The organism is Rhodoferax ferrireducens, assembly GCF_031458075.1.
In the GTDB taxonomy this organism is placed as follows: domain Bacteria; phylum Pseudomonadota; class Gammaproteobacteria; order Burkholderiales; family Burkholderiaceae_C; genus Rhodoferax_B; species Rhodoferax_B ferrireducens_A.
This window is the reverse complement of sequence record NZ_JAVDXT010000004.1, coordinates 162796-186518: the sequence shown is the minus strand read 5'-3', so window position 1 is coordinate 186518 and position 23723 is coordinate 162796. Positions and strand designations below refer to the sequence as shown.

At 63.5% G+C, this 23723-nt stretch carries 17 protein-coding genes; 11 read left to right on the top strand and 6 right to left on the bottom strand.

Going from position 1 to position 23723, the window contains the following annotated elements:
* Positions 1-20 precede the first annotated feature (20 nt).
* From J2X19_RS19330 to J2X19_RS19280, 11 genes are all read left to right on the top strand, one after another.
* Positions 21-1277, top strand: coding sequence for an aromatic ring-hydroxylating oxygenase subunit alpha (locus J2X19_RS19330; protein WP_310375643.1), 1257 nt, complete (start codon positions 21-23; stop codon positions 1275-1277).
* 43 nt (positions 1278-1320) lie between these two features.
* Positions 1321-2427 carry an FAD-binding oxidoreductase gene (locus tag J2X19_RS19325; protein WP_310375641.1) on the top strand — a complete coding sequence of 369 codons (1107 nt, stop codon included), beginning with the start codon at positions 1321-1323 and terminating at the stop codon, positions 2425-2427.
* Positions 2428-2645: 218 nt separating this feature from the next.
* On the top strand, positions 2646-3683 hold the full coding sequence (locus tag J2X19_RS19320; protein WP_092759499.1) for a quaternary amine ABC transporter ATP-binding protein: 1038 nt from the start codon (positions 2646-2648) through the stop codon (positions 3681-3683).
* Between the two features lie 34 nt (positions 3684-3717).
* Positions 3718-4548: an ABC transporter permease gene (locus tag J2X19_RS19315; RefSeq protein ID WP_405048711.1), complete on the top strand. Its 831-nt coding sequence runs from the start codon at positions 3718-3720 to the stop codon at positions 4546-4548.
* Between the two features lie 29 nt (positions 4549-4577).
* Complete coding sequence (locus J2X19_RS19310) at positions 4578-5684, top strand: GlxA family transcriptional regulator (RefSeq protein ID WP_405048697.1); 1107 nt, start codon at positions 4578-4580, stop codon at positions 5682-5684.
* A 259-nt stretch (positions 5685-5943) separates the two neighbouring features.
* Positions 5944-6888 carry a choline ABC transporter substrate-binding protein gene (locus J2X19_RS19305; RefSeq protein ID WP_310375637.1) on the top strand — a complete coding sequence of 315 codons (945 nt, stop codon included), beginning with the start codon at positions 5944-5946 and terminating at the stop codon, positions 6886-6888.
* 91 nt (positions 6889-6979) lie between these two features.
* A complete protein-coding gene (purU, locus tag J2X19_RS19300) occupies positions 6980-7840 on the top strand; it encodes a formyltetrahydrofolate deformylase (protein ID WP_092759505.1) in 861 nt (286 codons plus the stop codon).
* A 134-nt stretch (positions 7841-7974) separates the two neighbouring features.
* Positions 7975-9435, top strand: a complete 1461-nt coding sequence (gene betB, locus J2X19_RS19295; protein ID WP_310375634.1) for a betaine-aldehyde dehydrogenase — start codon at positions 7975-7977, stop codon at positions 9433-9435.
* Positions 9436-9438: 3 nt separating this feature from the next.
* Positions 9439-11109, top strand: coding sequence for a choline dehydrogenase (betA, locus tag J2X19_RS19290; RefSeq protein ID WP_310375633.1), 1671 nt, complete (start codon positions 9439-9441; stop codon positions 11107-11109).
* Between the two features lie 19 nt (positions 11110-11128).
* A complete protein-coding gene (locus J2X19_RS19285; RefSeq protein ID WP_310375629.1) occupies positions 11129-12520 on the top strand; it encodes an L-serine ammonia-lyase in 1392 nt (463 codons plus the stop codon).
* Complete coding sequence (locus tag J2X19_RS19280; RefSeq protein WP_310375627.1) at positions 12514-14010, top strand: cryptochrome/photolyase family protein; 1497 nt, start codon at positions 12514-12516, stop codon at positions 14008-14010. Before J2X19_RS19285 ends, J2X19_RS19280 begins: the two co-directional genes overlap by 7 nt.
* 41 nt (positions 14011-14051) lie before the next feature.
* Here the strand turns inward: J2X19_RS19280 and J2X19_RS19275 are convergent, their stop codons facing one another.
* Genes J2X19_RS19275 through J2X19_RS19250 form a run of 6 tightly spaced genes read right to left on the bottom strand, consistent with a single transcriptional unit; the run spans position 14052 to position 23698 of the window.
* Positions 14052-19868 (bottom strand): hybrid sensor histidine kinase/response regulator, encoded by a 5817-nt coding sequence (locus J2X19_RS19275; RefSeq protein ID WP_310375624.1) that lies wholly within the window; start codon positions 19866-19868, stop codon positions 14052-14054.
* A gap of 42 nt (positions 19869-19910) precedes the next feature.
* The gene (locus J2X19_RS19270; RefSeq protein WP_405048710.1) at positions 19911-22109 is read right to left on the bottom strand and encodes a methyl-accepting chemotaxis protein; all 2199 of its coding nucleotides are present in this window, start codon (positions 22107-22109) and stop codon (positions 19911-19913) included.
* A gap of 58 nt (positions 22110-22167) precedes the next feature.
* Positions 22168-22698: a chemotaxis protein CheW gene (locus J2X19_RS19265; RefSeq protein ID WP_116607276.1), complete on the bottom strand. Its 531-nt coding sequence runs from the start codon at positions 22696-22698 to the stop codon at positions 22168-22170.
* A 13-nt stretch (positions 22699-22711) separates the two neighbouring features.
* Positions 22712-23077, bottom strand: a complete 366-nt coding sequence (locus J2X19_RS19260; RefSeq protein ID WP_092759519.1) for a response regulator — start codon at positions 23075-23077, stop codon at positions 22712-22714.
* The gene (locus tag J2X19_RS19255; RefSeq protein ID WP_092759521.1) at positions 23074-23475 is read right to left on the bottom strand and encodes a response regulator; all 402 of its coding nucleotides are present in this window, start codon (positions 23473-23475) and stop codon (positions 23074-23076) included. Before J2X19_RS19255 ends, J2X19_RS19260 begins: the two co-directional genes overlap by 4 nt.
* A gap of 49 nt (positions 23476-23524) precedes the next feature.
* The gene (locus J2X19_RS19250; RefSeq protein ID WP_092759523.1) at positions 23525-23698 is read right to left on the bottom strand and encodes a rubredoxin; all 174 of its coding nucleotides are present in this window, start codon (positions 23696-23698) and stop codon (positions 23525-23527) included.
* Positions 23699-23723 lie beyond the last annotated feature (25 nt).

Below are 23723 nucleotides of genomic sequence, written 5' to 3'. Positions count from 1 at the left end.
GCATTGAAGGAGACGCCACCATGACCAACCCCATTTCTGCGCAGACCCTGCTGACCCGTGAGTTGCTGGCGCGCCGCCGTCCCGGCTACAGCCTGGAGGCGCCGTTCTACCTCAGCGACACCTTGCTGCAGGCCGATATGGAACACATCTTCGGCAAGCACTGGATCTTCGTCGCGGTAGAGCCGCAGGTACCCGAAGCCGGCGACTACATCACCGTGGACTTCGGCAAGAACTCGATCCTGATCGTGCGCGATGACGACATGCAGATCAAGGCCTTCCACAATGTCTGCCGGCACCGCGGTTCGCGCCTGTGCGCCACCCAGCAAGGCGTGGTGGGCAACATCGTCTGCCCCTACCACCAGTGGACCTACGACCTGAGCGGCCAGCTGATCCATGCCAAGCACATGGGCGACGACTTCGATCCCAAGGGCCTGGGCCTAAAACCCGTGCACGTGCGCAGCCTGGCCGGCCTGATCTTCATCTGCCTGGCCAAAAACCCGCCCGAAGATTTCGAGCAGATGGTGACTGAGATGACGCCCTACCTGGCCCCGCACCGGCTGCAGGACTGCAAGGTGGCGGCGCAGATCGACATCGTCGAAGACTGCAACTGGAAGCTCACCATGGAGAACAACCGCGAGTGCTACCACTGCATGAGCAACCATCCCGAGCTGACCATCTCGCTGTACGAATACGGCTTCGGCTACCAGCCCGACGAGCACAACAAGGACGAGCTGCAGCGCTTCCAGGACATCATGGCCGCCAACCACGAGCGCTGGGAAGGCATGGGCCTGCCCTCGGCCGAGATCGACACCCTGGACGACCGCATCACCGGCTTCCGCACCCAGCGCCTGCCGATCGACCGCTCGGGCCAGTCGCAAACCATGAATGCCGAAGTCGCATCCAAGAAATTGCTAGCAGACTTCGTAGATCCGGCGCTCGGCGGACTGTCTTTCTGGACCCAGCCGAATTCCTGGCACCACTTCATGAGCGACCACATCGTCAGCTTCACCGTGCTGCCGATCTCGGCCACCAAGACCCTGGTGCGCACCACCTGGTGCGTGCACAAGGACGCGGTCGAAGGCGTGGACTACACCAAGGAAAACCTGACCGCGGTGTGGAACGCCACCAACGACCAGGACCGCCGCCTGGTCGAGGAATCGCAGATCGGCATCGCCACCGGCGCCTACGAGCCCGGCCCCTACTCGCCGTTCACCGAAGGCCTGGTGGAGAAGTTCTGCAACTGGTATGTGAACCGCCTGAGCGAACTGACCAAGTAAGCGCCAACCTCCCACCCGTAATCTGCCCGCTGCGCACCTGCCCATGTCTACCTCCTTCTACGCTCCCGACTTCGCAGCCCCGGTGTCGCCCCCCTGGTCGGCCGACCAGGACGAAACCCTGCGCTGCGTGCACATCCGCCAGGAAACCCACGATGTCAAAACCTTCGTGCTGGCGGCCAATGGTCCGCGCAACTTCCGCTACCTGCCGGGCCAGTTCATCACGCTGGAGCTGGAGATCGGCGACCAAAAGATCAACCGCTGCTACACCCTCTCCAGCACGCCGACCCGCCCCGACCTGGTGAGCATCACCGTCAAGCGGGTGCCGGGTGGCGTGGTATCCAACTGGCTGCACGATAACGTGCGCGTCGGCATGGAATTGGGCGCGATGGGGCCGTCGGGCGAATTCAGCTGCTTCAAGGCTCCGGCCCAGCGTTACCTGTTTCTGTCGGGCGGCAGCGGCGTGACGCCTTTGATGTCCATGACCCGCGCGTTGCACGACCTGGGCAGCGACGCCGACATCGTGTTCGTGCACTGCGCGCGCACCCCGGCCGACGTGCTGTTCCCCGAAGAACTGACCATGATGGCGCGCAATATGGCAAAGCTGCGGCTGGCCATGGTGTGCGAACAACACACACCGGGTAGCGCCTATGCCGGCCACCTGGGTCGGCTCGACGCCGCCCGCCTGGCGCATATCGCTCCCGACTTTTTGCAACGCGATGTCTACACCTGCGGCCCGGCGCCGTTCATGGGCGCGGTGCGGGGCTTGCTGTCCGGCGCCGGTTTTGAAATGCAGCGCTACCGCGAAGAAAGTTTCTCTTTTGAGTCGCTGTCGCCCCAGGAAGTAGCCGAATCAGATAATACGGATTCATCTAATGTTGGTACAACTCCATCATTTAACATTCAATTACAAAAAATGGGCAAAGCATTTACTTGCCCCACAGACCAAACCATTTTGAAATCTGCCATTGCAGCCGGCATACGCCTGCCATCGTCTTGCAGCAGCGGGGCTTGTGGCACCTGCAAAACCAAAAAAATATCTGGCCAGGTTGAAATGAAACATGCAGGCGGTATTCGCCAGCGCGAAATTGATCAAGGTTGGTTTTTGCCCTGCTGCAGCAAGCCTTTGAGTGACATTGTGATGGAGCGCTAAGACCAAAAGCGTGCATTTTCAAGTCTACAAAAGATATTCCAGGCAACTTATTTTCAATATATGGCGCCATTCTGGTGCAATCCGAAAGATTTCAATCAAAACCTATGGATTGACCCTATGGTTTAAATAAAAAGACACCAGAAAATAATGGCACGCCGCTTGCTAATAATAAATACCACTGCGTGCAGTTGTTGATTCCCTATTCTCGGAGACCCGCGATGACCAATCCCAAAATTAGCGTCAGAAATCTGTACAAGATATTCGGCAGTAATATCGATCCCGCTCTTAAAATGCTGTCCGAAGGCCGCAGCAAAGACGAGGTTTTTGCCAAGACCGGCCATGTGGTCGGGGTCAACAAGGTGAGCTTTGACGTCGCCGCGGGTGAAATCTATGTGCTGATGGGTTTGTCCGGCTCGGGCAAATCCACGCTGATCCGCCTGATCAACCGCCTGGTGGAGCCATCCTCCGGCTCGATCAACATCGATGGCGAAGACATTGCCAAGCTGCCCCAGCCCGAACTGGTCAAATGGCGACGCAAGCGGGTAGCCATGGTGTTCCAGTCGTTCGCGCTCATGCCGCACCGCAATGTGCTGGATAACGCTGCCTTCGGCCTCGAAATGGCAGGAACACCGCGCAAAGCACGCGAGGACCGCGCCATGGAAGTGCTCCGCCAGGTCGGCCTGCAAACCTATGCCGCCAAATACCCATCCCAGCTGTCGGGTGGCATGCAGCAGCGCGTGGGCCTGGCCCGGGCTTTGGCGGTAGATCCCGACATTTTGCTGATGGATGAAGCTTTTTCGGCGCTGGATCCACTAAAACGCGTGGAAATGCAGGGTTTGATGCTGGACCTGCAGCGCGAGCAGCAGCGCACCGTGCTGTTTGTCTCGCACGACCTCGAAGAAGCCCTGCGCATCGGCACCCGCATCGCCATCATGGAAGGCGGCAACCTGGTGCAGGAAGGCACGGCGCACCAGATCATCACCCAGCCGGCCAACGACTATGTGCGCCGCTTCTTTGAGGGGGTGGATACCTCGCGCTATCTCACCGCGGCCGACCTGCTCGACCCAGGGCTGAACGGCCACTCCTACAACGGCGGCCCGCGCCTGCCCTGGTCCACCACCCTGCCCGAAGCCATGAAGATCGTGCTGGGCATAGACCAGCCGGTCGGCGTATTCGACGCTACCGACCAATGCCTAGGCTGCATCTCTGCCCGCAGCCTGCTTGCCAAAATGTCCCAGGAAGCCCGCCATGTCTGATCTGCTCACCCAAGTCACCGAAGCCTCGCGCAATATGCTGCCCCTGGGCAAATGGGTCAACGCCGGGGTCAAAAGCCTGCTGGACAACGGCGCCACCGTCTTCGACTCCATCGGCGTGGTGGTGGAAGGCTTCGCCCAGTCCATCGAACAAGGCATGCTGGCGATTCCCTTTTGGCTGGTGATTCTGGTCGCCACTATCGTCGGCATTCGCCGGCTCAGCTGGGGCTTTGGCGTGTTTGTTGCTTTGGCTCTGATGCTGATTGTGGTGACCGGCTTTTGGCCGCAAACCATGGTGACCCTGGCGCTGACGCTGTCAGCCACCATCATCAGCCTGATTTTTGGCATCCCCCTGGGCATCTGGTGTGCCCGTAACAACCATATCAACGCCAGTGTGCGGCCCGTACTCGACTTCATGCAGACCATGCCCGCTTTTGTGTACCTGATCCCGGCAGCCATGCTGTTCGGTCTGGGCCGCGTGCCCGGCACGATTGCGACCGTCATCTTCGCCATGCCGCCGGTCGTGCGCCTGACCAGCCTGGGCATCCGCCAGGTCAGCTCCGAACAAGTCGAAGCCGGTAACGCTTTTGGCTGCACCTCGACCCAGCTGCTGTTCAAGGTACAGCTGCCTATCGCCATGCCGACCATCATGGCCGGCGTCAACCAGACCATCATGATGGCGCTGTCCATGGTCATCATTGCGTCCATGGTCGGCGCGGGTGGGCTGGGCAACGACGTGCTGGCCAGCATCCAGCGCCTGGACATCGGCCTAGGGTTTGAGAGTGGTCTGGCTGTGGTGTTGCTGGCTATCATCTTGGACCGCCTGACAGAGAGCTTTGGCGTGGCCCGCAAGAGCCGCGAAAGCTGAACAAGAGCCGAGACTTAGGAGCGCCCCACGTGCCACGCACCCCACTTGCACCACCCCCGTCTGCAGCCTCTGCACCGGCCGCGGCCTATGGTGCAAACGACGCTTCGGGCAAAACGGGGACGACCCACATCGGCTTCATCCTGCTGCCCGACTACTCGATGATCGCCTTTGCCAACGCCGTGGAAACACTGCGCATGGCCAACTACATCAGCCGCCAACCACTGTACCGCTGGACCGTTGTCAGTCCCGACCAGACGGCGGCCAGGGCCAGCAACGGCCTGGCCGTGGGCTCCACCGGCGACGCCGCCAGCCTGGCCGACTGCGACACGGTGTTCGTCTGCGGTGGCGTCAACATCCGCAACAACACCGACGACGCGGTGCGCCAGCTGCTGCGCCAGTGCGCCGCCGCTGGCGCCACCATCGGCGCGCTGTGCACCGGCTCTTTTGCGCTGGCCAGCGCCGGCCTGCTAGACGGCTACCGCTGCGCTATCCACTGGGAAAACCTGGCCGCCATCAGCGAAGAATTCCCCAAGGTGAAGTTCTCCACCGAGGTTTTCATCCTCGACCGTGACCGCATCACCTGCTCGGGCGGCACCGCGCCGCTGCACCTGATGCTGCACCTTATACGGGCCCGCTTTGGCGCCAAACTGGTGATGGACATCTCGGAGCAGTTCATCGTCGAACGCCTCCGCGCCAGCAACGACCGCCAGCGCATTCCCCAGCCCGAATGCATAGGCCCGGGCTACCAGCATCTGACCGAGGCCGCCGAAATCATGGCCGCCAATATCGAAGAGCCGCTGCCGCTGGCCGAGCTGGCGAACGCGATCGCCCTGTCGCTGCGCCAACTGGAGCGCCTGTTCCACCGCTACTTCAGCATGAACCCCGCGCAGTACTACATGAACCTGCGCCTGCGCCGGGCCCAGGAGCTGCTGACCCACAGCAGCATGCCCATCATGCAGGTCACCGTGGCCTGCGGCTTCCAGTCGTCGTCGCATTTCTGCAAGGCCTACCGCAGCCTGTTTGGGCACTCGCCCAGCGAGGAACGCCGGCGCCATGCAGGCGCCGCCAAGCCGCGCGCGCCTGTGCCGGCCCCAGCCTGGCAGGAACATACCGGCCCGGTGATGCGGGCAGCCTGAGCAGGGTTTCCCGCGGCGCAGCTGGCGCCTGCATAACGACCCCAGCATTCACGCCATTATTAGCTATGCAAAACATAGCATCTTGCGCTGGTGGAATATGCGCGGGCGGCCTATTTTTCACTGCATTTTTCACCCTTCTGTCCGCACTGCCGCCCTGGGACAACTCCGCGTCGTTCTTAGCCAAGTTCCGGCGCGTCAACCTGTGAAAGTGCGAGGGTGTCTTAGCTCGGTGCAATCTCCTCTCTTCAAGGATCTGGTCATGAAATTGAAACTTGCTTTTCTCGGTCTCGCCTCCGCCCTGGTATCCGTCTGCGCGCCCGTCGCCCAGGCTGCCGAGCCGGCCAGCTGTAAAACCGTGCGCTTTGCCGACGTGGGCTGGAGCGACATTGCCGCCACCACCGGCCTGGCCTCGGTGGTGCTCGAAGGCCTGGGCTACAAGCCCACAGTGACCATCGCCTCGGTGCCCATCACCTTTGCCGGCATCAAGTCCAAGCAGATCGACGCCTTCCTGGGCTACTGGAACCCCAGCATGACGCCCATCATCGAGCCCTTCGTCAAGGCCGGTCAGATCAAGGTGCTGGACCAGCCGAATCTGGTCGGTGCCAAGTACACCCTGGCCGTACCCGCCTACCTGTACGACAAGGGCCTGAAGACCTTCAACGACATCGCCAAGTTCCAGAAGGAGCTGGACGGCAAGCTCTACGGCATCGAGCCCGGCAACGACGGCAACGCGCTGATCCAGGGCATGATCGACAAGAACCAGTTCGGCCTCAAGGGCTTCAAGATGGTCGAATCGTCAGAAGCCGGCATGCTGGCCGAGGTGCAGCGCGCAGCCCGTGCCAACAAGGCCATCGTCTTCCTGGGCTGGGAACCGCATCCCATGAACGTGCAGATGAAAATGAAGTACCTCGAAGGTGGCGACGAGGTATTCGGCCCGAACCTGGGCGAGGCCAAGGTCTTCACCGCCGTACCGCCCAGCTACGAAGCCCGCTGCCCCAACGTCGCCACGCTGCTGAAGAACCTGCAGTTCAGCACCGCGATTGAAAACAACGTGATGATCGGCATTTTGGACAAAGCCAAGCCCAACGATGCGGCCAAGGCCTACCTGAAAAAGAACCCCGGCGTGCTCGACGGTTGGCTCAAAGGCGTGAAAACCTTTGCCGGCCAAGAAGGCCTGCCCGCCGTGACCGCCTCCCTCAAGTAAGCCGACTTCCGCCCTTGCCCAGCCCAGCGCTGGGCGAGCCGCCCCAGCTGTGCGGCGGCGCAGCCCTACCCCACTTTCGCGTTTATCCCCCATGACTGCAGACCAAGCCACCCATTACTGCCTGAACCTGGCCTGCGGCAGCGACCAGGGCCAGGTCGCCGCCGTGTCCGCCTTGCTGAACCAGCACGGCGCCTACATAGAACAGTTCTCGGTGTTCGACGACCATACGACCGAGCGCTTCTATGTGCGCAGCGTATTCAGCCTCAGCAGTTCGGTACAGGCCTTGCGCAGCGCGTTTGCCGAGCTGGCGGTGGGGTTTCCGCAGGCGCAATGGAAGGTGCACGACCTGGCCGAACCGACCCGGGTGCTGGTCATGGTGTCCAAGTTCGACCACTGCCTGCGCGAGCTGATCGCCCAGTGGCGGCGCGGCGAGCTGAAGATGGACATCGTGGCCATCGTCTCCAACCACCCCGACCTGGCCCCGCTGGCCGAAGCCGAAGGCATTCCCTTCCACCATATTCCGATCACGGCCGACACCAAGCCCGCTCAGGAGGCCAAGCTCAAGCAGCTGATCGCCGATACCGACGCCGAATTCATCGTGCTGGCGCGCTACATGCAGGTACTGAGCGAAACCCTGTGCCATGAGCTGCATGGCCGGGTGATCAACATCCACCACTCCTTCCTGCCCGGCTTCAAGGGCGGCAAGCCCTACCAGCAAGCGCACGACCGCGGCGTCAAGCTGATAGGCGCCACCGCCCACTTTGCCACCACCGACCTGGACGAAGGCCCGATCATCGAACAGTCGGTCGAGCGCGTCGACCATGCGGACACGCCGCAAAACCTGTCCCAGGCCGGCCGCCTGGTGGAGAGCCTGGTGCTGTCGCGCGCGCTGCGCTTTGTGCTGGACCGGCGCGTCTTCATCAACGGCATGAAAACCGTGGTGCTGAGATGAAACACCCCCAGGCTACACACTTCTTGTTTTCGCCCCCCCCCTTGCAGGGGGCAACGCCTACAGCCCGGCAAAGCCGGTTCTGCGGCGTTCTCGAAGAAACTGTGCCCGCCTTGAACAATTAAATGGGTATCCCTATGACTGAAACCTTCATCCCCAGCTTCGTCGATGGCCTGCCCGTGCAAGGCAGCGGCGAACGCTTTACCACGCTGAACCCCGCCACCGGCGCCGTGATTGCCGGGGTACATGACGCTGCCGAGGCCGATGTCCATGCTGCCGTAGCCGCGGCCGAACGCGGCTTTGCCATCTGGTCGGCCATGACCGGCACCGAGCGTGGCCGCATCCTGCACCGTGCGGCCCAGCTGCTGCGCGAACGCAACGACGAGCTGGCTGCCATCGAGGTGCAGGACACCGGCAAGCCCTGGCAGGAAGCCTGCGTGGTCGACGTGGCCAGCGGCGCCGATTGCATCGAATACTTTGCCGGCGCCGCCGCCACCCTGGCCGGCGCCCAGTACCCGCTGAAGAACGCCTTTGCCTACACCCGGCGTGAGCCGCTGGGCGTCTGCGTGGGCATAGGTGCGTGGAACTACCCGATCCAGATAGCGTGCTGGAAGTCCGCGCCCGCCCTGGCTGCAGGGAACGCTATGATTTTTAAACCATCGGAACTCACGCCGATGACCGCTGTGAAGCTGGCCGAGATCTACCTGGAAGCCGGCGTACCCCCTGGTATCTTCAATGTGCTGCAAGGCCGCGGCACCACCGGCGCGCTGCTGGCCGCCCATCCGGGCGTGGCCAAGGTGTCGGTGACCGGCTCGATTCCCACCGGCAAGCGGGTCATGGCCAGCGCCGCCGGCACGCTGAAGCGCGTGACCATGGAACTCGGCGGCAAGTCGCCGCTGATCGTCTTCGACGACGCCGACTTCGAGCAGGCAGTGACCGCCGCGATGATGGCCAACTTCTACACCCAGGGCGAGATCTGCACCAATGGCACCCGCGTGTTCGTGCAGCGCGGCATTGCCGACAAGTTCCTGGCGCGGCTCAAGGAACGCACCCTGCTGCTGCGCGTCGGCGACCCGACCGACCCGGCCACCGAGGTCGGCGCACTGATCTCGGCCGCCCACCGCGACAAGGTGCTCGGCTATGTGGCCAGCGGCGTGGCCGATGGCGCCACCCTGGTTTGCGGCGGCACGCCAGTCAGCGTGCCGGGTGGAGAGAACGGCAACTTCGTCGCCCCCACCATCTTTGCCGACTGCACCGACGGCATGACCATCGTGCAGGAAGAGATTTTTGGCCCGGTACTGGCGCTGCTGGTGTTCGACGACGAGGCCGAGGTGGTTCAGCGCGCCAACGCCACCCGCTTCGGCCTTGCCGCCGGCGTGTTCACCCGCGACGGCGCGCGCGGCCACCGCGTGGCCGCCAGGCTCAAAGCCGGCATCTGCTGGATCAACAACTACAACATCACACCCATCGAGATTCCCTTCGGCGGTGCCGGCGAATCCGGCATCGGCCATGAGAACAGCATGGTGGCGCTGGAGCACTACACCCAGCTGAAGACCGTGTATGTGGAATTGGGCGAAGTCGCCTGTGGATACCGCTGAACCATGGGCACCGAAAACTTCGACTACATCATCGTCGGCGCCGGCTCGGCCGGCTGCGTGCTGGCGAATCGCCTGACCGAAGACCCGGAAGTGCGCGTGCTGCTGCTGGAAGCCGGCCCCGGCGACCGCAGCATCTTCATCCACATGCCCTCGGCCTTTGCCTACCCGCTGGCCAACGACAAGTACAACTGGTTCTACCATTCCGAGCCCGAGCCCTATATGGACAACCGCGCCATGTACTGCCCGCGCGGCCGGGTGCTGGGCGGCTCCTCGTCGATCAACGGCATGGTCTACATCCGAGGCCACGCACTGGACTACGAAAACTGGGCCAGCTACAAGGGCCTGGAGAACTGGTCGTACGCCGACTGCCTGCCCTACTTCCGCAAGGCAGAAACCCGGGCCAAGGGCGGCGACGCCTACCGCGGTGACAGCGGCCCGCTGAACGTGTCCACCGGCGCCTGCATCAACCCGCTGTACAACGCCTTTATCGAGGCCGGCCAGCAAGCCGGCTATGCGCGCACCGAAGACATGAACGGCTACCGCCAGGAAGGCCTGGGGCCGATGGACATGACGGTGCACAAGGGCCGGCGCTGGAGCACGGCCATGGCCTACCTGCGCCCGGCGCTGAAGCGGCCGAACCTGCAGGTGCGCACCCGCGCGTTGGTGGCCCGGGTCGCGTTCGAACCCGAATCCAGCCCGCCGCGCGCGGTCGGCGTGGAGGTGGTCAACGGCCACCGCACCGACCTGGTCCTGGCCAGCCGCGAAGTCATCCTCTGCGGCGGCGCCATCAACTCGCCGCAGCTGTTGCAGCTTTCGGGCGTGGGTAACCCCGACGACCTGCGCAAGCTGGGTATCCGCGTAGTGGCGCCACTGCGCGGCGTCGGTGCGAATCTGCAGGACCATCTGGAAACCTATGTGCAATACCAGTGCAAGGAGCCAATCACCTTGTACAGCGCGATGAACCCGGTGGCCAAGGTAAAGATAGGTGCGGAATGGATGCTCAAAGGCACGGGCCTGGGCGCCACCAACCACTTTGAATCAGGCGGCTTCATCCGCAGCGAAGCCGGCGTCAAGCACCCGGACCTGCAGTACCACTTCCTGCCCATGGCGATCCAGTACGACGGCAGCGCACCGGCCAGCTTCCACGGCTTCCAGGCCCATGTGGGGCCGATGCGCCCCACCAGCCGCGGCGCGGTGACGCTGAAGAGCGCCGATCCCAAGGAGGCGCCGCGCATCCTGTTCAACTACATGGCGACCGAGCAAGACCGCAAGGAAATGCGCGCCGGCATCCGCCTGACCCGCGAGATCTTTGCGCAGAAAGCCTTTGACCGCTTCCGCGGCGAGGCCGTGTCGCCCAAGGACAGCGTGCAGACCGACGCCGAGATCGACGCCCATATCCGTGAGCACGGCGAGAGCGCGCTGCACCCCTCGTGCACCTGCCGCATGGGCACGGACGAGATGGCCGTGACCGACGGCAGCGGCCGGGTCCACGGCGTGGCCGGCTTGCGGGTGGTGGACGCGTCCATCATGCCGGATGTCATCAGCGGCAACCTGAATGCGCCTACCATCATGCTGGCCGAGAAGATGGCCGACGCGATCCGCGGCAAGGCGCCGCTGCCGCGCTCGGACGCACCGTTCTTCGTGCACCCCGACTACCAAACCACCCAGCGTTAAGAATAAAGAGACAACCACCATGGCCGTCAGTGTTTTCGACATCTTCAAGATCGGTATCGGTCCCAGCAGCTCGCATACCGTGGGCCCGATGCGGGCCGCTCGCATGTTCACCGAACGGCTGGCGCACCAGGGCCTGCTGGCCCGGTGCACGCGGGTCGAAGTCAAACTCTATGGTTCCCTGGGCGCCACCGGCAAGGGCCACGGCACCGACAAAGCCGTGCTGCTGGGCCTGGAGGGCCACGACCCCGAGACCGTGGACGTAGAGGCCATCCCCGCCATGCTGGACGCCATCCGCAGCAGCGGCCAGCTGCGCCTGGGCGGCCAGCACACGATCAGCTTCAAGGAAAAAGACCACCTGGCCATGTACCGGCGCGAAACCCTGCCCTTCCATTCGAACGGCATGCGCTGCATCGCCTACGATGCAGACGGCACCGAACTGCAGAACCGCTGCTACTACTCGGTCGGCGGCGGTTTTGTGGTGAGCGATGAAGTAGCTGCCGACGGCCAGAAGCAGAAGGTGCTGGCACCCGACACCACGGTGCTGCCCTACCCCTTCCACAGCGGCGACGAACTGCTGCAGCAGTGCAAGACGGCAGGCCTGTCGATTGCCGAACTGATGCGCCGCAACGAACAGCATTGGCGCAGCGATGCCGAGATCGACGCCGGCCTGCAGAAAATCTGGGCCGTGATGCAGGCCTGCGTAGTGCGCGGCTGCCGCACCCAGGGTGTGCTGCCTGGAGGCTTCAAGGTCAAGCGCCGCGCGGCCGACCTGTACACCAAACTCTGCTCGAATCCCGAATTTGCGCTGCGCGACCCGTTGCAGGTGCTGGACTGGGTGAACCTGTACGCGCTGGCAGTGAACGAAGAAAACGCCGCCGGCGGCCGGGTCGTCACCGCGCCGACCAATGGCGCGGCCGGCATCGTGCCCGCCGTTCTGCACTACTACGTGCGCTTTGTGGCCACCGCCACGCCCAGCGGTGTCATCGACTTTCTGCTGACCGCCGCCGCCATCGGCATGCTGTACAAGGAAAACGCCTCCATCTCCGGCGCCGAAGTCGGCTGCCAGGGCGAGGTCGGCGTGGCCTGCTCGATGGCCGCAGCGGCCCTCTGCGCAGTGACGGGCGGCACGCCCGAACAGGTGGAGAACGCCGCCGAAATCGGCATGGAACACCACCTGGGCCTGACCTGCGACCCCGTCGGCGGCCTGGTGCAGATCCCCTGCATAGAGCGCAACGCGATAGCGTCGGTCAAGGCCATCAACGCCGCTCGCATGGCCTTGCACGGTGATGGCAGCCACTTCGTGAGCCTGGACAAAGTCATCAAAACCATGCGCGAAACCGGCGCCGACATGATGACCAAATACAAGGAAACCGCGCGTGGAGGGCTGGCCGTTAACATCGTGGAATGCTAGCGCCCACTCCTGCCAGAACCGTTTCCCCAGAGTTCGCCACCGGCATCGTCTGGTTCCGGCGCGACCTGCGCAGCTTTGACCACGCGGCGCTGTACCACGCGCTGAAAACCTGCCAGCAGGTGCACTGCGTCTTTGTCTTCGACAAAGACATTCTGGACCACTTGCCGCGCGCCGACCGCCGGGTCGAATTCATCCAGGCCTCGGTCGCCGAGCTGGATACCGCCCTGCGCGCACTGCAGCCCTCGGCCGGCCTGGTCACCCTGCACGCGGTGGCGACCCAGGCGATTCCGGCGCTGGCCAAGACGCTGCACGCCCAGGCCGTATTCGCCAACCACGACGACGAACCCCAGGCCCTGGCCCGCGACGCGGTGGTGCGCGGCGCACTGGCGCACATGGGCGTGGCGCTGCGCACCTACAAAGACCATGTGATTTTTGAGCGCAAGGAAGTGCTGACGCAGCAGGGCAAGCCCTACGGGGTGTTCACGCCCTACAAGAATGCCTGGCTGAAAAAGCTGGACGACTTCTACCTGAAGTCCTACCCCGTCGCCGCCTACGCCGCCCACCTCGCACCCTGCGAACGCCAGCCCGTACCCAGCCTGCACGACCTGGGTTTTGAAACCACCAACCTGGCCAGCCTGAAGCTGCCCACGGGCGCCAGCGGCGGCCAGCAGCTGGTGGAGGAGTTCTTTGAACGCATAGAGCACTACCATGCGACCCGCGATTTCCCCGGCATCAAGGGGCCGAGCTACCTGGGCGTGCACCTGCGCTTCGGCACGGTGTCGATCCGCCAGCTGGCGGCCATGGCCTACCCTCTGCACCTGCAGGGCTTCCAGGGCGCCAGCGTCTGGCTCAGCGAGCTGGTGTGGCGCGACTTCTATGTACAGATCCTGAGCAACTTCCCGCACGTGGCCCAGGCTGCGTTCAAACCCGAATACGACCAAATCGCCTGGGAGCATGGCAAGCCGGCCAAAGCCTTGTTCGACGCCTGGTGCCAGGGCCAGACCGGTTATCCGCTGGTGGACGCGGCCATGGCCCAGATCAACCAGACCGGTTATATGCACAACCGCCTGCGCATGGTGGTGGCGAGCTTTCTGGTGAAGGACTTGGGGCTGGACTGGCGCTGGGGGGAGGCCTATTTTGCCGAGCACCTGAACGACTTTGACCTGGCATCGAACAACGGCGGCTGGCAGTGGGCCAGCTCCAGTGGCTGCGACGCCCAGCCGTATTTCCGCATCTTCAACCCGACCAGCCAGAGCGAGAAGTTCGACCCCGAGGGCAAGTTCATCCGCCGCTACCTGCCCCAACTGGCCAAGCTGCCGAATGCCGCCATCCACGCGCCCTGGACCGCCAAACCGATGGAACTGCGGGCCGCCGAAGTGGTGCTGGGCCAAAACTATCCGCAGCCCATCGTGGCGCACGACGCGGCGCGCACACGCACCCTGCTGCGCTACGCCGTGGTCAAGAAGCCCCACGCCCTGCCCGGCGCCTAGTACTATCAAATAGATAGCTACTGGCGCAGGCAGATATTGCGCTAGAGGCTTAAAACATCCTCAGTCTTGGCGGTGTAACGGCGCACCAGGCTGAGCAGCTCTTCTTCGGGATAAGGCTTGCCCAGGTAGTGGTTCACGCCCAGCGCGCGCGCGTGTTCGCGGTGCTTCTCGGCCATGCGCGAGGTGATCATGATGATCGGCAAGTCCTTGAACGCGGCATCGCTGCGGATGTTGCGCGCCAGGTCGAAGCCGTCCATGCGCGGCATTTCGATGTCCGACAGCACCAGGGCCGGCGTTTCGTCGCGCAGCCGTTCCAGCGCTTGCAGGCCGTCGTTGGCCAGGGTCACGCGGTAGCCTTCGCGCTGCAGCAGACGCTGGGTGACACGGCGCACGGTGATCGAATCGTCGACCACCAGCACCAGCGGGGTTTGCTGCGCCGCCGCGACCAGGGGCGCCACGTTGCCGGTGCCGTCCTGCCACTGACGGGCTTGCGCGCCGTACACCGACGACAAGGCCACCGGGTTGTAGATCAGCACCACCGCACCCGATGCCAGCACCGACATGCCGGACAAGCCAGGCAGGCGCGACAGCTGCGGCCCGAGGTTTTTGACCACCACTTCCTGGTTGCCCAGCACCTCGTCCACATGCAAGGCCAGGCGCTGCGCCGCGCTGCGGAAGATCACCACCGCGCTGTTCTTGGACACTGGCTCGGTGCTGCGCTGCGATACCTGCAGCAATGCACCCGACCAGAAGAACGGCACCGACTCGCCATCGAACTCGACCACGTGGTTCTCATAGGCCTGGGCCAGTTCGGCCTGCGGCATGCGGCGCACCACTTCGATCACGTTGGCCGGCACGCCGATGGACAAGGCCCCGGCCCGCAACATCACCACCTGGGTCACCGCCGTGGTCAGCGGCAACACCAGCTTGAACTGCGTGCCCTGGCCGGGTTGGCTGGAGGTTTCGATCCGCCCGCCCAGTGCCAGCACTTCGGCGCGCACCACATCCATGCCGATGCCACGACCGGCCAGCTCGGTCACCTGGGCTGCTGTGGAGAACCCTGGCAGAAAGATCAGCTCGGCCACTGTCGCCGCATCCATCTCTTGGTCGGCCGGCACCAGGCCCTGGGCGATTGCCTTTTGGCGGATGCGCCCCATGTCCAGGCCCGCACCGTCGTCGGCAAAGCGCACCGAGATGTCGTTGCCCTCGTGGTGCAGTTCCACCGTGATAGTGCCCGCCGCGGGCTTGCCGGCGGCGGTACGGACGGCCGACACCTCGATGCCATGGGCCACGGCATTGCGCAGCAAATGCTCGAAAGCGGGGGCCATGCGGTCCAGCACACCGCGGTCCATTTCGATGGAGCCGCCGATGATGTCCAGCTTGATCTGCTTACCCGTGTCTTTGGAAGCCTGGCGCACCACCGCGTACAAGCGCTCGGCAATGCCTTCAAACTCGACCATGCGGGTGCGCAGCAGATCGCGCTGCAGCTCGCGCGCCTGGCGCGCCTGGTTCACCAGATCGTCTTCGGTACCTTCAATCGTGCGCTGCAGATTGCGCTGCACCGTGGCCACGTCATTGACCGACTCGGCCATCATGCGGGTCAGTTCCTGGACCCGGGTGAAACGGTCAAATTCCAGCGGATCGAAGCCTTGCGCCGTGTCCTTGACCAGAGCCAGCCGCGACTGCATTTGCGACTCGGCCTGCACCTCGATGTCGCGCAAATGGCTGCGCATGCGATCCAGGTTGCCGGTCAAATCGCCCAGCGAACTGCGCAGCTGGTTCAGCCGCGCTTCCAGCCGGGTGCGGGTGATGATCACCTCGCCCGCCTGGTTGACCAGCCGGTCCAGCAGCTGGGAGCGCACGCGCACCGATTGCTGGGTCAGCTGGCGCGGCGCCGGCAGGGCCGGAGCGTCGGGCGCAGACGGCGCCGGCAAGGGCACGACAGTGCCGGTGCCGCTGTCGGCCTTGGCTTCTGGCTTGGCCGGTACCGGCAGCGCGACGACCTCGTTCGGGGCCCGCACATGGGCGTGCCGCAAGCCATCCAGATCGGCCTGCAAGGCATCGAAATGCGACAACAGCGGCTCGATCTGGGCCGACTGCAAGGACTCGGAGCCCAAATGCTCGATCTCGGTTTCCAGCCGGTGGGCCAGCTCGCCCAGACGCAGGGCACCGGCCAAACGGGCACTGCCTTTGAGCGTATGCAGCGCGCGCAGCACCTCGTTGCGGGCACCCATATTGTCGGGACGGGCCCACCACTGGCGCAGCGCTCCGCCCAACTGGGGCAGCAGCTCGGCGGCTTCTTCTTCGAAAATCGGGAACAGATCGGCATCGATCACATCCACGACATCCATTTCATCATCGAAGTCCGATGGCGGCGGCATGGACGTGTGCAACGCCGGAATCACATCCTCGGCCACCGCAACGACGGGCTCTGGAGCCGCGACGGGTTCGGCAACCGCCACATCCAGCTCGGCTGGCACTTCGGGCTCGGGCGCATCGAAGAAAGCAAGCGCAGCGGCATCGTCCAGCTCGGCCGCGGGTTCTTCTTCCACCGCGGGCAGTGGCGCAGCTGGCTCGGCTTCCAGCAGGTCGCGCAGGGCCTGCAGTACCACCGGGTTGGCATCCTTCAGGAAACCCGCCGCAAACTGGTGCAGCAGGCGGCGGATGTCTTCGGCCGCATCGGTGAAGATCTGCGCGTGCTGTGCCGTGCCATGGCTGAGCAGCTGCACATGTTCAAGCGCGGTTTCCAGGGCCCGCGCCATTTGCGACAAGGCCTGGAATCCCACCGTGGCCGAACTACCCGACAGCGAATGCGCGAGCGCGACGGTGGAGTCGGGCAGCGGCTGGTGCAATTCCAGAGACCACTCGCTGATCTCGGTCAGCAGGCGCCGCGACCATTCGTCGGCTTCGTTGAGGTAGACGTTGTACAGCGGTATGCCCATGCGCAGCGTACCGATCACCTTGGTGGTGTCATCGGTTTCCGGCACGGGCAAGACGGCTTGCGCCGCAGCCTCGGGCGACTCTGGGGTGTCCAACAGCGGCTCGGGCAGCAATTCGGCTGGCGCCGGCTCCAGTACCTCGGGCAAATCTATAGGCTCGAATGGCTCTGGCAGCGGCTCAATCTCTTCGGGAGCCGCAGGCAGTTCCGGTTCGGCCAGCACCTCGGCATCCAACACGGCAGAGGCTTCTGGCTCGACTTCAGCCGGTGCAGGTTGCGCATCCTGCAACTCCGACAATTCCTGCAGTCCCGACGGCTCGGGCTCCAGCCGCAAAGGCTCACTACGCAACTCCAGACGCAAGGCGTCGGCCGAAGCGCGGAACGGCTGGGCGCGCCAGGCATCGGCAGTACCCGCAGCAATGTCTTCGACCCAGCGGCCAAAAGCCTGCAAGGCATCGGTGGACAGGTCCAGCAACGCCGGGCTGGCCGGCACCTGCTCAGCCAACCAGCCATTCACCAACTGCTCCATCGCCCAGCTGGCCTCCCCGAATTCCGACAAGCCGACCATGCGGGCACTGCCCTTGAGGGTGTGGAAAGCCCGGCGCAAAGTGGTTTGCGGCCCCATGTCCGCAGGAGCGACCTGCAAATCGCCAACTGCTTCCAGGCCACTTTGCACGACTTCTCGGGCTTCATCGAGGAAGATGTCGCGCAGCTCGGCATCATCGTCTTCTGCAGCAGGTTCGGCGACGGCTGCCATGGGGACAGGCACCCCATCGAGCAGCTTGGCCAATTCGGTTTCATCCAGCGCTTCACCAGTGACTTCGGTGATATGGCCCAGGCCTGGCTCGTCCACCGACATGGTGAGCTCGGGCAAAGGCTCGGGCGCGACCATCACCGACAAGGGTGCGAGATCGTCAGCCACGACCGGCTCGGGTTCAGACAAAGATTCAGGCAGGTCCAGCGATGGCAGCCCGGCGGCGAAATCCAGCTCGGGCAAGAGTGCCGTCTCGGGCGCGGAATCCACGGCCAACGGCAAATCCAGCGAGGGGAATGGTTCTGAGACGGCTTCCGGCAAGGGCATGGGCACGGTGGCCGACTCCTGCATAGCGCGCTCGACCAGCGAATCCAGGAACGGTGCCTGGACCGAATCCTGCACCGGTACCGTACTGCGGCCCATCACCAGCTTGAACTCGCCAGCGTCTTCGTCGTAGATAAACAGTTTTTTGGCCAAGGCCCGCTGGTAGCCCAGCATATCGATCATGAAGCCCAACGCTCCCAGGCTATTGCCCAGCCGGTCGAAGCTGGCGGCACGCTCGGCCCCATCGGCCAAGTCGTCGGACATATAGCCATCGACGGTTTCGCGCATGCGCATGACCGCATAGGAGGCCTGGTCCAGCCCCAGCACCGACAGCACGCCACGCATTTGCGACAGCTGGTTGGTCACCTTGGCCAAGGGCACCTTCTCACGCGGCGTACGGAAGAACTGGTCCAGCGACTGCTCAACCTCACCCAAGGTGTTGCGCAGCTCATCGACCACACTGCCCATGGTTTGGCGGTCGCTCACGCGGTGGTAGAGCTCCTCCATCCAGGGTGCCAGCGGCTCGGGCTGACCGCCACGCTCCACACCGATCAAACGCTCGGCCAGCAACTTGGCCCGCTCCTCCAACTGGGCATCGGCCTGGTCCAACTCTTCAAACGCGGCCTCCAGGTAGAGCACCGAGGTCGCCACCTCCATGCCTAATGCAGCCGACGGTGGCACTTTGGACCGCACTGTGCTTTCTACCGCCTCGCACAGGGCTTGCGCCAATACGGCGCTGCCGGAATGCAGCTTGGTCAGCGATTCGCCGACCATGTTGAACTGGTCGAGTGCCGGCTTGAAGCGATGGGTATCACCTCCGGCCAGCGCCGACCAGGTCTCAGCAGCCGCGGCCAGGCGCTTGCGGGCCTGCGCCAGCAGCGCCGGGTCAAAGCGGCCAAACTGGCGCACCTCGTAATCGATGGGCGCATGCCGCTGCAAGCCGTAAGCTTGGCGCACGGCGGCCAGGGTCGGCGCGTCCGCAAACTGGGTCGGCACCGCCTGGGCACAGAAGAACAGCATGTCCTGCGCCAAGCGGGTCGCCACCGTGGGGTCACCCTTAGCCAGGGTCGCGTACTGGGTCAATACCCGGGACGCAATCCGTTTGGAATACACGTCCGGCGGGAACAGCCCCATCGACAGGGCTTCAAAATAGGCTGCGGCAATGGTCCAGAACGCCCGCTCGGGCTGGCGCTGCTGGCCAGCGGCAAACCCCAGGCAGGTCGCCACCAACTCTTGGGACGCCACCGGATCACCGGTCTTCACGACCTTAAGCACGCACTGGTCCAGCCGCGCGCGCAATGCGGGCGCATAGGCCAACGGCGCCACGGGTACGGCCGCCGCCACCTCGCGCCAGCGTACCTCCATCGGCCAGAGATCGGCTGGATGGATCTGGCTCACCCCTGCCAGCACCTGTGCCTCGCGGTACTGTGGAAACAAACCGACTGACGATACCGGCTTGCTGGCCAGCACGCCTTCCAGATAGTCGACCAGCGCAAAACTGGCGCGTTCGATCTTGCCGACCGACTCCTCCACGCACAGGCTGGGGTTATCGACAAACTTATTGACAGCAGCTTCCATGGCACGCAGCACCAGAGAGGGCGCTGTCATGCCAACCATTTCCAGCGCACCGACCGTCAGGTGCAACTGCTGCGAGGCGATGCGCAGGTGGCTGGTATCGGGCACAGCAAAACCTGCGCCCTGGGCGACATCGGACTCGCGCACAAAGCGCTTGAGGGCTTTGACCGCGGTATCCAGCGTCTTGCGCAGCTCGTCAAGCACCCAGGCCAGCGGGCCGAGGTCTTGCTCGGGCAACTCAGCAGCCGTAGATTCGGTGGTTTGCATGGATGCGTCCCTGGCGGCGAATGGCAACAACGGCATTAGCGCTTATTTGATTTTGAACCGTGCAACCGACTGGCGCAATTCTTCGGCCATCTGGGACAGCTCGCGCACCTGGGCGGCGGTGGTACGCGTACCCTCGCCGGTCTGCTCGGTCACCGCAAAAATGTGCTGGATGTTGTCTGCCACCACGTTGGCTTTTTCCGCTTCGCGCGAAGTGGCTTGCGAGATCTGTTCAATCAGCTCAGCCAGTCGGCGCGACACGCGGTCAATTTCAGACAGGGCGGTACCCGCACTGTCCGACAGCCGGGCACCGGCCACCACACCCTGGGTGGAACGCTCCATAGCGGCCACGGCATCCTGGGTGTCGGTCTGGATCGCCTTCACCAAGGTCGCAATCTGGCGTGTCGCATCGGCCGAGCGCTCGGCCAGCCGCTGCACTTCCTCCGCCACCACCGAGAAGCCACGGCCGGCTTCCCCGGCAGATGCGGCCTGGATGGCGGCATTCAGCGCCAGCACATTGGTTTGCTCGGTAATGTCGGAAATCAGTTCGGTGATTTCACCAATCTCCTGCGACGACTCGCCCAGGCGCTTGATGCGCTTGGAAGTCTCCTGGATCTGGTCGCGGATCGAATTCATACCGCCGATCGCGTTTTGCACTGCCTGCAAACCGGTGTCAGCAGCTTCCAGTGACTGGCGCGCCACGGTAGCCGACTCTTGTGCCTGGGTAGACACCTCGTTGATGCGCGACGCCATGTCCAGCACCGAGCGGCCGGTTTCGCGGATCTCGCGCAGCTGTTCGGTCGATGCAGCCAGCAGCTCGGTCGAGGTGTTGTCCACCTGTGAAGTCGTCTGGGCCACCTGGGTTGCAGTGTTCTGCACGCTGCCCACCAGCGCGCGCAGCTCTTCCACCGTGTAGTTCACCGAGTCGGCGATCGCACCGGTAATGTCTTCGGTCACCGTCGCCTGTTGCGTCAAATCGCCTTCAGCGACCGCTTGCAGCTCGTTCATCAATCGCAAAATAGCCGCCTGGTTTGCGTCATTCACACGCTTGGTGCCTTGTTGCGACAATTCGGCCTCCACCCGCTGGGCTTCGGCCGTGGTCTGCCGCTTGCGGCTGCCAAGCAGCTGCACGCGGGCCAGGCCGAACGCGCAAGCCAAAGCCAACAGCGCCGACAACACCAGCACCGTCACGGCCACCACGCCCAGGCCACTTTGCGACGACAGCTTGTCTTGCAGTTCTTCGAGCTGGCGACGCAGCGGCTCGCTGTCGGCCACCACTGCGGTCTGCGCTTCGCGGGCCGATACCAGACCCTGCAAATTACCCAGAATCGCGCCCGCCTGGGTGCGGGTTTCGTCATACAGCTTGAGCAAGGCCCCTAGTTGTTCGCGCGTGGCCGGGTCTTTGGTGGCCGTCAGGCGCAGCTCGGCGCTGCCTTCCAGCAGGCCCTGCGTGATTTCCTTGAACGAATTCAAATCCTTGCCCAGCAGGAACACGGCCTCGGGGCTTACGCCTTCCATGGTCTGGAATTCATTGGCCGATTTGCCGATACGCTGGGTCAGCATCACCAGCTGGCCGGCCGCGGAAATCTCGGTGGGCGAAGCCGCCTGCTGCAATTTGAAAGAGGCAACGGTTTCGGCGATTTCCAGCAAGTCCGACGATTGGCGGTTGATGGTGCGCAGCGCAGCTCCCACCTGCGTCAGAATTTTTTGCTGGCCCATCACGGTGGCCGCATTCTTTTCGGCCCGGTCCGTCAACGGAACAATTTTGGCGATATCGGCCTGGTCATCGGAACTCACGGCCGCCAGGCGGTCGTCACCGGCCTGCAGGCCGCGCACGTTCTTGGCCAACACGTCGGCGCTTTCGGCCACATCGGGAAAGGCCGAGGTGCTGCCCACCAGGGCCTGGGACACCGATTTGGCCAACCGCTGCGACTGCATCAAGGCCTGGCCGGTGGCCGCCAATTGCTGCGCCACTTTGTCAGATCGGTTCAAGGTATAGGCCGCCACCAGCACCAGCACCAGCACCGCCAGCGCCAGTACCGTCACCAGAATGCGCTGGTGGGTGTTGATGCGGCGTTTGCCCAGCAAGGGCAGCGTTACCCATTCGTCCACCGAGGCCGCAGTACTGGAGCCAACCAAGCGGCTTTCTGCAAAGTCAGGCGCCGGGGGCACGGGAGCCGGCGCTTCAGGGGCTGCCTCCGGCAGACCTGCCACGGTATCCAGGTCGGTTTCGACCGAGGACATAGTGAGCGACGAATTCAGATTCTCAACAGCGGGCATGGTGCAGCTTTCTGGATGGGCCCTAAGCACTGATGCTCAGAAAAGAAGGAAGTTGGGACAAGGTCAGCAGGTTGATTTCCTGCCATGAAACACCGGCCGCATCGCTGTATGTACGGCCGAAATACGTGGGCGCCCCGTCCTCGGGTGGCGCAGAGGAAGCAAATGAATCGTTACCACGCAGGCCGCTGAGCTGGTCCACCAGCAAGGCGCAATTCACATCCATGGCGCCGTTGAAGGACAGCAGGCTGCAGTCCGGCAGCTCGGACTCGGCGCGCGCGTTGGGCGCATCCGGGGCCATGAAGCGCAGCAGGTCCACCACGCCGCACAGGCCACCGCGCAAATTCGCCACGCCCAGAAACCAGGGCTGGGTATAGGCGGCCGGCTGCACCGAGGTCCACGGGAAAATTTCACCGCACTGGGCCAGGGGAAACAGGTAGCGCCCCGACCCTACGTGGATCGCCAGCCAGCGTACCGACAAGCCTTCGTTGCGGGCGGCTTGCAGCCGGGAGGCTAGCCGGGTTTGCAGTTCTCGGAGTGCTTCACGATTCGCCATGGGTGCAGTCGCCTTAGCCCAAGGCGCTGATCTTGGCCTTCAGCTCGGCGGCATTGACAGGTTTGGTGATGTAGTCGCGGGCTCCCTGGCGCATGCCCCAGACGCGGTCGGTTTCCTGGTTCTTGCTGGTACACATGATGATGGGCACGTCCGCAAAATCAGGGTTGCGGCTGATGGTGCGCGTCAGCTGGAAGCCATTCTGCCCGGGCATCACCACATCCATCAGGATCAGATCGGGCTTTTGCTCGGCCAGCCGGCGAAACGCCTCTTCGGCGTTCTCCGCCGTGCGTACCGACATGCCCTCTTTCTGCAGCAGCTCGGTGAGGTACAACAATTCTGTTTTGGAATCGTCCACGATCAGTACGTTGTGGATAGTCATTCGTCAGATCCTTGCACCACGGCACCAAACTGCTGTACGGCCTGGAGCAGCTGGTCTTTGGTAAACGGTTTGGTTAAATAGTCTTGCGAGCCCACCATGCGGCCACGCGCCTTGTCGAAAACACCGTCTTTGGACGACAGCATGACCACCGGGATGGACGCAAATTTGGGGTTGCGCTTGATGATGGCGCAGGTCTGGTAGCCGTCCAGCTTGGGCATCAGAATGTCGCAAAAAATCAGCTGCGGCAGGTGGTCGTTGATCTTGGACAGCGCATCAAAGCCATCTTCGGCCAACAACACCTCGTGCCCGCCTTGCTTCAGGAATATCTCGGCACTACGACGTATCGTATTGCTGTCGTCCACCACAAGGACTTTGAAGGTCGTGGCTGTCGTACTCACGTGGCACCGCTCCTCATTAGGACTGGACAACGCGGACGGTCGCCGCGCATCAAAGTTGAACCATCTCGAAATCTTCTTTACGAGCCCCGCATTCAGGGCAAGTCCAGTTCATGGGCACCAAAGCCCACGCGGTTCCAGCGGCAATGCCATGCTCGGGCGAACCCGTAGCTTCGTCATAAATCCACCCGCAAATCAAACACATCCAAGTTTTAGGGTCAGTCACAGCTTAAAGGGCCTTCGAATAGAAT

Bases quoted from the DNA above. Each gene is read 5' to 3' on its own strand.
- J2X19_RS19330 (WP_310375643.1), top strand. From the start codon at position 21: ATGACCAACCCCATTTCTGCGCAGACCCTGCTGACCCGTGAGTTGCTG.
- purU (WP_092759505.1), top strand. From the start codon at position 6,980: ATGACTGCAGACCAAGCCACCCATTACTGCCTGAACCTGGCCTGCGGC.
- J2X19_RS19260 (WP_092759519.1), bottom strand. From the start codon at position 23,077: ATGACTATCCACAACGTACTGATCGTGGACGATTCCAAAACAGAATTG.
- J2X19_RS19280 (WP_310375627.1), top strand. From the start codon at position 12,514: ATGCTAGCGCCCACTCCTGCCAGAACCGTTTCCCCAGAGTTCGCCACC.
- J2X19_RS19320 (WP_092759499.1), top strand. From the start codon at position 2,646: ATGACCAATCCCAAAATTAGCGTCAGAAATCTGTACAAGATATTCGGC.
- J2X19_RS19315 (WP_405048711.1), top strand. From the start codon at position 3,718: ATGCTGCCCCTGGGCAAATGGGTCAACGCCGGGGTCAAAAGCCTGCTG.
- J2X19_RS19305 (WP_310375637.1), top strand. From the start codon at position 5,944: ATGAAATTGAAACTTGCTTTTCTCGGTCTCGCCTCCGCCCTGGTATCC.
- betA (WP_310375633.1), top strand. From the start codon at position 9,439: ATGGGCACCGAAAACTTCGACTACATCATCGTCGGCGCCGGCTCGGCC.
- J2X19_RS19285 (WP_310375629.1), top strand. From the start codon at position 11,129: ATGGCCGTCAGTGTTTTCGACATCTTCAAGATCGGTATCGGTCCCAGC.
- J2X19_RS19265 (WP_116607276.1), bottom strand. From the start codon at position 22,698: ATGGCGAATCGTGAAGCACTCCGAGAACTGCAAACCCGGCTAGCCTCC.
- betB (WP_310375634.1), top strand. From the start codon at position 7,975: ATGACTGAAACCTTCATCCCCAGCTTCGTCGATGGCCTGCCCGTGCAA.
- J2X19_RS19325 (WP_310375641.1), top strand. From the start codon at position 1,321: ATGTCTACCTCCTTCTACGCTCCCGACTTCGCAGCCCCGGTGTCGCCC.
- J2X19_RS19270 (WP_405048710.1), bottom strand. From the start codon at position 22,109: ATGTCCTCGGTCGAAACCGACCTGGATACCGTGGCAGGTCTGCCGGAG.
- J2X19_RS19275 (WP_310375624.1), bottom strand. From the start codon at position 19,868: ATGCAAACCACCGAATCTACGGCTGCTGAGTTGCCCGAGCAAGACCTC.